Origin of the sequence: Actinomadura sp. 7K534 (assembly GCF_004348575.1) — a bacterium.
GTDB lineage: Bacteria > Actinomycetota > Actinomycetes > Streptosporangiales > Streptosporangiaceae > Spirillospora > Spirillospora livida.
Map to the genome: position 1 here is coordinate 1 of NZ_SMKB01000453.1, position 1,868 is coordinate 1,868.

General features: G+C 75.1%; 2 protein-coding genes. Both read left to right on the forward strand.

Going from position 1 to position 1,868, the window contains the following annotated elements; genetic code table 11:
- Positions 1-66: 66 nt before the first annotated feature.
- Entirely contained in the window at positions 67-1,188 is a 1,122-nt protein-coding gene (locus E1266_RS37020; RefSeq protein ID WP_132055215.1) for an LLM class flavin-dependent oxidoreductase, read from the forward strand.
- 78 nt (positions 1,189-1,266) lie between these two features.
- On the forward strand, positions 1,267-1,866 hold the full coding sequence (locus E1266_RS37025) for a hypothetical protein (protein ID WP_132055217.1): 600 nt from the start codon (positions 1,267-1,269) through the stop codon (positions 1,864-1,866).
- Positions 1,867-1,868: the final 2 nt, after the last annotated feature.

The following is a 1,868-nucleotide window of genomic DNA, read 5'->3' on the forward strand; positions in this document are numbered from 1 at the left end:
GCCGCCACCCGAGCACCCGCCCCGGCGCGCACCCGCGCCCGCACCCACGCCTGAGAGGACCGTTCGATGGAGTTCCACTGGTTCCTGCCGACGTACGGCGACGGCCGCAACATCGTCAGCACCGACCGCGCCGGACGGACGGAGGAGGAAGGGCTCTACGCCCGCGTCCGCGAGTCCGACCCGTACTACCTCGCCCAGCTCGCCCGCGCCGCCGAGCAGGCCGGCTTCTCCGGCGTCCTGCTGCCGACCGGGTTCAGCAGCGAGGACACCTTCGTCATCACCGCCGGCGTCGCCCAGGAGACCCGCACCCTGGAGTACATCGTCGCGTTCCGCGCCGGGCTGACCCTGCCCGCGATCACCGCGCAGATGACCGGCACCCTCCAGCGCGCCACCCGCGGACGCGTCCGGCTGAACATCACCACCGGCGGCAGCCCCGCCGACCAGCGCGCGTACGGCGACTTCCTCGACCACGACGAGCGCTACCGCCGGACCGACGACTTCCTCACCGTCCTCGACCTGCTGTGGCGCGGCGAGCCGTTCGACCACGAGGGCTCCCACTTCCGCAACACCGTGGAGAGCCCCGTCGACTACGGCCCCCGCCCGCCGGTCTACTTCGCGGGCTCCTCCGACATCGCGAAGGACATCGCCGCCCGGCAGGCGGACGTCTACCTCATGTACGGGGAGCCGCCGCCGGTGATCCGCGCCCGCGTCGAAGAGATGCGCGAGCGCGCCGCCGCGTACGGGCGGACGCTGCGGTTCGGCGTGTTCATGCACGTCATCACCCGTGAGACGGAGCGGGAGGCGTACGCGGAGGCCGCGCGCCACCTCGCCACCATGACCGACGAGGCCGTCGCCGCGACGCAGCGGACCCTCAAGGCCATGGACTCGGTGGGCCAGGCGCGCGTCCGCGACCTGCACGGCGGCAGGCACGGCGCCGTCGGGGACCTCCTCGTCCACCCCAACGTGTGGGCGGGGATCGGGCTCGTGCGGGGCGGCGGCGGGACGGCGCTGCTCGGCAGCCACGCGCAGGTCGCCGAGCGCATCGAGGAGTACGCCGACGCCGGGCTCGACACCCTGATCCTCAACGGCTACCCGGCGCTGGAGGAGGCGTACCGCGTCGGCGAACTCGTCCTGCCGCGCGTCGGAGGCGCCGCCCGGCGCGCCGTCCCCGCCCACGCCGCGTCCTGACCCGGCCCCGGACCACCCTCCCTGGTCCGGGGCCCGTGCCGCTACCGTCCCAGGGGACGACCCATCGCTGGAGGACGCATGCCCGCACGACCGCGCCCGGTGCTCCGCGCGCTGTGGCGCGGGACCCGGACGGCCGCCATCGCCGTGCTCGGCCTGGCACCGGCGTCGGCCGCCTACATGCGGGGCGGCGTGACGGCCGCGGCCCTCCTCGCCATCTGCGGCTTCTTCGGCGCAGTCATGGCGCTGGGGCTCCTGTACGGCGGGCGGCGGCCGCTCGGGTTCAGGACCGTGCCCCTGTCGCTCGGCGCGCTGGCGCTGCTCGTCCTCTACGGCGTCGGCGTCATCGCCGCACGGGACATCGCGATGACGCGGGTCGGCACCGACGCCGACGCGGTCGTGGCCCGGACGTGGACGACCCAGTCCAGAGGCAGGCCGCACCACCACTGCACGCTGCGCCGCACCGACGGCACACCGATCCCGCACGAGTACGGGTCGAACTGCGAGGGCCACGAGCCCGGCGACACGCTGCCGGTCGTCCTCGACCCCCAGGGCCGCTTCGCCCCGATCGCGGGCCCGAAGGAGGACATCCCCGTGGCCGGACAGCTCCAGGTGGCGGCGGGCGCCGGCCTGGTCCTCCTCCTCTCGATCGCCATCGGCAGCCCGCCCCGCCGCCCCTGACC